This window comes from Micromonospora sp. NPDC047753, from assembly GCF_040642735.1.
In the GTDB taxonomy this organism is placed as follows: Bacteria; Actinomycetota; Actinomycetes; order Mycobacteriales; family Micromonosporaceae; genus Micromonospora.
Map to the genome: position 1 here is coordinate 1 of NZ_JBEYSL010000515.1, position 4,606 is coordinate 4,606.

4 protein-coding genes and 1 pseudogene are annotated in these 4,606 nt (G+C 70.1%); 3 read left to right on the plus strand and 2 right to left on the minus strand.

The genetic code is table 11. The annotated features are described in order from the left end of the window. Positions 1-1,162, plus strand: a pseudogene (locus ABZ749_RS29805) (hypothetical protein); the annotation flags it as partial. Between the two features lie 75 nt (positions 1,163-1,237). Here the strand turns inward: ABZ749_RS29805 and ABZ749_RS29810 are convergent. Beyond that, the gene (locus ABZ749_RS29810; RefSeq protein WP_357233626.1) at positions 1,238-2,563 is read right to left on the minus strand and encodes a glycoside hydrolase family 18 protein; all 1,326 of its coding nucleotides are present in this window, start codon (positions 2,561-2,563) and stop codon (positions 1,238-1,240) included. 145 nt (positions 2,564-2,708) lie between these two features. On the opposite strand from ABZ749_RS29810, the gene ABZ749_RS29815 reads away from it, so the two are divergent. Then, complete coding sequence (locus ABZ749_RS29815; protein WP_357233628.1) at positions 2,709-3,593, plus strand: bile acid:sodium symporter family protein; 885 nt, start codon at positions 2,709-2,711, stop codon at positions 3,591-3,593. A gap of 59 nt (positions 3,594-3,652) precedes the next feature. Here the strand turns inward: ABZ749_RS29815 and ABZ749_RS29820 are convergent, their stop codons facing one another. Beyond that, positions 3,653-4,072: a PPOX class F420-dependent oxidoreductase gene (locus ABZ749_RS29820; protein WP_196926210.1), complete on the minus strand. Its 420-nt coding sequence runs from the start codon at positions 4,070-4,072 to the stop codon at positions 3,653-3,655. A 140-nt stretch (positions 4,073-4,212) separates the two neighbouring features. On the opposite strand from ABZ749_RS29820, the gene ABZ749_RS29825 reads away from it, so the two are divergent. After that, a partial coding sequence (locus tag ABZ749_RS29825; protein ID WP_357233630.1) for an NAD(P)-dependent oxidoreductase occupies positions 4,213-4,606 on the plus strand: 394 nt, incomplete at its 3' end.

Genomic DNA, 4,606 nt, shown 5'->3' on the forward strand with positions numbered 1-4,606 from the left:
ACGCGACAACTGGGACCGGACCGGCCAGGCAGGCGCCGCACTCGCCGCACACGTGTACTACTCCGTCGTGGAGACGAGCACCCACTGGTACATCAACATCGACGTCACCTTCGACAGCGGGTGGGAGTGGGACGGCGACATCGAGAGCATTCGGCAGAGCCTCAACCTGATCACCCGCCGGCCGCCGTCGGGCATCGCGGCTCGGGTGGTCGGCGTTCCGGTGGTCACCGACGTCAACGGTCAGCCGGCACTGCGGGTACGCATCCACGTCGGCGCGGCCAGCTGGCTCGCCGGCCCCGGCGCCGACGTGCAGCTCGCCGCCACGTTCCGGCGTACCCCGACGCTGGTCGACCAGAATGCCGACGACGCCGCCTACAACGCGCTGGTGGCTGGCTATCTCACGGATCTGCAAGCCTGGCAGGACACGCGCGGCGCGGCGCTGGCGGCGGCCGAGGAGGCCGGGGACGAGTTCGAGGCGCGGCTGCGCGGCGGCTACTCACCGGTCAACGAGATGGTCTCGCAGATCGTCGAGGCGCACTTCCCGGCCAGTGTGCGGGACGAGGCGTGGGAGATCGACTTCTGGCACCGCGTCTTCGACTGGGAGCGCGCCTCGTTCGTGTCGTACCCCGGCTGGTGGTCGGCCGGTGACGCCCGTGCCCCCGAGCGCGACCCGAGTGACTTCCTCAACGCCAGCTGGGCCAAGCTCTACCTCCCGGTGCGGGCCGGTATGGAGCTTGCCGCGCTGCGGTGGATCTTCGGCAAGGCGGTGGCGACCCGGCTCGCGCCGGCGGTGGAGGAGCAACTGGCCGCCTTCGTCGACGATCTGGGCGCGTTCCGCACCAGTCACCTCGGCACCGGCGACGAGATGCCCGACCTGACCGGCGAGTGCCAGGAGGTGCCGGAGCGGGTCTACTGCCTTGCCAAGTGGGCCGAGCTGATGCCCACCGACGGCACTCACCTGGAGGTCGTGCAGGGTGCGACGACCGCGGCGGACGCGATCACCAGCAAGGAGATCACGGACGCGGAGGCTCTGCGGGCGGCACTGCTCGACGGCGAGCTGCAGACCAACCGGCTCAAGACCAGGGCGTACGACCAGATGACCGGGGCCGCGGACGTCGACATCCACCTCGGCACGTCGGGTAACAGCAGCCCGACGGCGTGACGCAGTGGCGGTTCGCCGCCGGCCCGCCGCCAGCCGAGGAGTCGGCCGGCGGCGGGCCGGGTGGATCGGGTACGGCTACCAGGTCGTCAGACCGAGGCCGATCGTCTTGGTCAGCGTGGCGTTGTCGTCGTCGCCGTCGAGCGACCAGATCATCGCGCCGGCCAGGCCGGCCCGTCGGATGTAGAGCGTCTTCTGCAACACGACCGCCGGATCGTCGTACGTCCACAACGTCGTACCGTCGAACAGCCAGGCGTGTCCGGCGCGCAGGTCGCGGTGCACGGTGTAGCCGTTACCGACCAGGGTCTTGAGGTTCTTGTAGTCCTCGTACCCGGCCTCGAAGGTGGCCGGCGCGGGCCCGGTGGCCGGCTGGAACAGACCGTTGCCGCCGCCGGTGATGCCGGTCCAGCCGCGACCGTAGTACGGGATGCCGAGCACGAGCTTGTCGCGCGGCGCCCCACGGGCGATCCACCCGTCGATGGCGACCTCGACGGAGAAGTCCGGGTTGTCCGGGGCACCCGCCGGGACGCGTAGCGCCGACTGCTGGTTGGCCCGTGCGTCCCAGCCGCCGTGGAAGTCGTACCCCTGCACGGTCGCGAAGTCCAGGTACTTGAAGATCTTGCGGCCCTCGTAGCCGGCGTCCATGGTGGCCGGGCTGGCCGGCAGGAACGCGGTCAGCGGGTGGTGCGCGCGGGTCGTGCGCCCGTACCCGTCGAGCTGCCGGCGGAACTCCGCGAGCAGCTTGGTGAAGTTCTCCCGGTCCTCCGGGCGGATGACGTTGCCGGGCTCACCGTCCGAGCCGGGCCACTCCCAGTCGAGGTCGATGCCGTCGAAGACGCCGGCCCCGGCACCGGCGGTGGTGCCCGGCAGGTTGCCCTTGAGGTAGAGGTCGATGCAGGACGTGACGAACGCCTTGCGGGACGCGTCGGTGCGGGCCGCGTTCGAGAAGTACGTCGACCAGCTCCAGCCGCCCAGCGAGATCAGCACCTTCAGCTTGGGGTGCTTGGCCTTCAGCTTGGCGAGTTGGCCGAAGTTGCCGTTGAGCGCCTGGCCCGGGGCGTCCGCGACACCGTCGACGCTCTCCTCGGCCGGGACGGGGCGCTGGTAGTCGGCCCAGGCGTCGCCCTCACCCGGCCCACCGTCGACGTAGCAGCGACCGTCCTCGCTGACGTTGCCGAAGGCGTAGTTGAGGTGGGTGAGGCGGCTCGCCGCCCCGGAGGTTTCGAGCTTCTTGACCGGGAAGGCCCGGCCGTAGATGCCCCACTGGGTGAAGTAGCCGACCCGGTGGTAGCCGGCGCGTTCAGGTTTGGCGCCCGCGTTCGCGGCGGTCGGTGGGGCGGCGGTGACCAGAAGGGTCGTCAGAGCGACGACGGCGGTGAGACGGCGGTGACGGAATGGTCGCATCGGCACACTCCACGAGACATCAAGCAGAATTAGTTAAGAGACTTATCTGATTGATGAAGTTAAGCCGGTCACCGTCTGCGGTCAAGAGGCGTCCGTCCGCACGGGGGATTGTGAACGCGTTACCCGGTGGTAACGATGTTGTGCCATGGACTCCGCCCTGACACTGATCGGACTACCCGTCGCCCTCGGCATCATCATGCTCGGTCTGGGTCTCGGACTGACCATGGCGGACTTCCGCCGGGTGGCTCAGCACCCGCGAGCCGCCGTCATCGCCCTGGTCTGCCAGGTGCTCGTGCTGCCGGCGCTCTGCTTCTGCCTCGTCCTCGCGTTCGACCTGGCACCCGAACTGGCCGTCGGCATGATGCTGCTCGCCGCGTCACCGGGCGGCACCACCGCCAACCTCTACAGCCACCTGTTCGGCGGGCACGTGGCCCTGAACATCACCCTGACCGCCATCAACTCGGTGCTCGCCGTGGTCACCCTGCCGATCCTGGTCAACCTGTCGGCGGCGTACTTCCTGCCCGACGGGCGGAGCATCGGCCTGCAGTTCGACAAGGTGCTCCAGGTGTTCGCCATCGTGCTCGTCCCGGTGGCGATCGGCATGCTGATCCGGGCCCGGGTGCCGCACGTCGCCGAACGCCTGAACCGCCCGGTCCGGATCCTGTCCGTCGTCGTGCTCATCGGCGTGATCGCCGGCGCGGTGCTCGGCGAGCGGGAGAACATCGCCGACTACTTCGTCTCGGTCGGCCTGGCCGTGCTCGCGTTCAACCTGCTCAGCCTCGCCATCGGGTACGGGGTACCGCGCCTCGCCGGCGTCGACCGGAGCGCCGCGACGGCCGCCGGCTTCGAGATCGGCATCCACAACAGCACCCTGGCCATCACGATCGCGCTCAGCCCGGCGCTGCTCAACAGCACCCAGATGGCGATCCCGGGAGCCGTCTACGGCATCGTCATGTTCTTCACCGCGGCGGCCTTCGGCTACCTGGTGACCCGCGTCGGCGCCCGGTCCGCCCCCGCCCTGACGCCCTGACGGCCGGCGCCCCGTCGCCCCGACGGCAGCCGTCGAGGCGACAGGGCGGACGGCAACGGTCAGCCGACCTGGTTGTTGTCCTTCTGCGCTCCCCAACCGTGCCAGCGGTCGATCTCGATCAGGGCGCTGACCCGGGCGCGTTCCCGCCGTGGGTACGCGTTGCCCGTGTAGTGCTTCGACAACCGGTCGATGTCCGCCAGGCCCTCGTCAGGGCGCAGTTCGGCGACGTGCCCGATGATGCTGACGTGGGTGTACCAACCAGCCTCGTCCAGCACGGTGAGGGACACCCGGGGGTCGTTGCGGACGTGCTCCAACCGGCGGCGGCTCTCGTCCATGTTCACCAGGATCCGGCCGTCCTCCCACAGGTACCAGGTGGCGGCGGACACCGGCTGACCACCGTTGCGAAGCGTGGTCATGACGGCCGGGTTCGGCTTCTGCAGCATGGCGACCGCGGCCTCGGGAAGCGGTGGCTTGGACATGAAGTCTCCTCTTCGCGACAACGTTTACCCCTGCACGTTACGCACCTGCCCACCCGATCGCGCTCGGATCGCGATCGCGGCGCGGCGGGCCGATCCCACCCCGGTGCCCGGCTGCCGCTGACGGCGGCGAAGATGTGGTCATGAGCATCTCCGCACTGCCCAGGCGTGTCGTCGTCACCGGTGCCACCGGCAAGCTCGGCCGCGCCGTCGTCGCCCACCTACGGGCCGCGGGTGTCGACGTGCTGGCGGTGGACCGCGCCGGCGGCCGCGACCCCCGCGACGTGGACGGGGAGTTCCTCCTGGTCGACCTGACCGACTACGGGCAGGTGGTGGAGGCGTTCACCGGGGGCGCCGACGAGCACGCGGGCGGCGTCGACGCGGTCGTGCACCTGGCGGCGGTCCCGGCCCCCGGGCTGATGTCGAACGCCACCACGTTCGCGAACAACTCCGCCGCCACGTACAACGTGTTCGCCGCCGCGCGGGCGGCCGGGATCAAGCGGGTCGTCTGGGCGTCCAGCGAGACGGTGCTCGGGT

Coding starts and splice junctions, on each gene's coding strand:
- ABZ749_RS29815 (WP_357233628.1), top strand. CDS start 2,709: ATGGACTCCGCCCTGACACTGATCGGACTACCCGTCGCCCTCGGCATC.
- ABZ749_RS29820 (WP_196926210.1), bottom strand. CDS start 4,072: ATGTCCAAGCCACCGCTTCCCGAGGCCGCGGTCGCCATGCTGCAGAAG.
- ABZ749_RS29810 (WP_357233626.1), bottom strand. CDS start 2,563: ATGCGACCATTCCGTCACCGCCGTCTCACCGCCGTCGTCGCTCTGACG.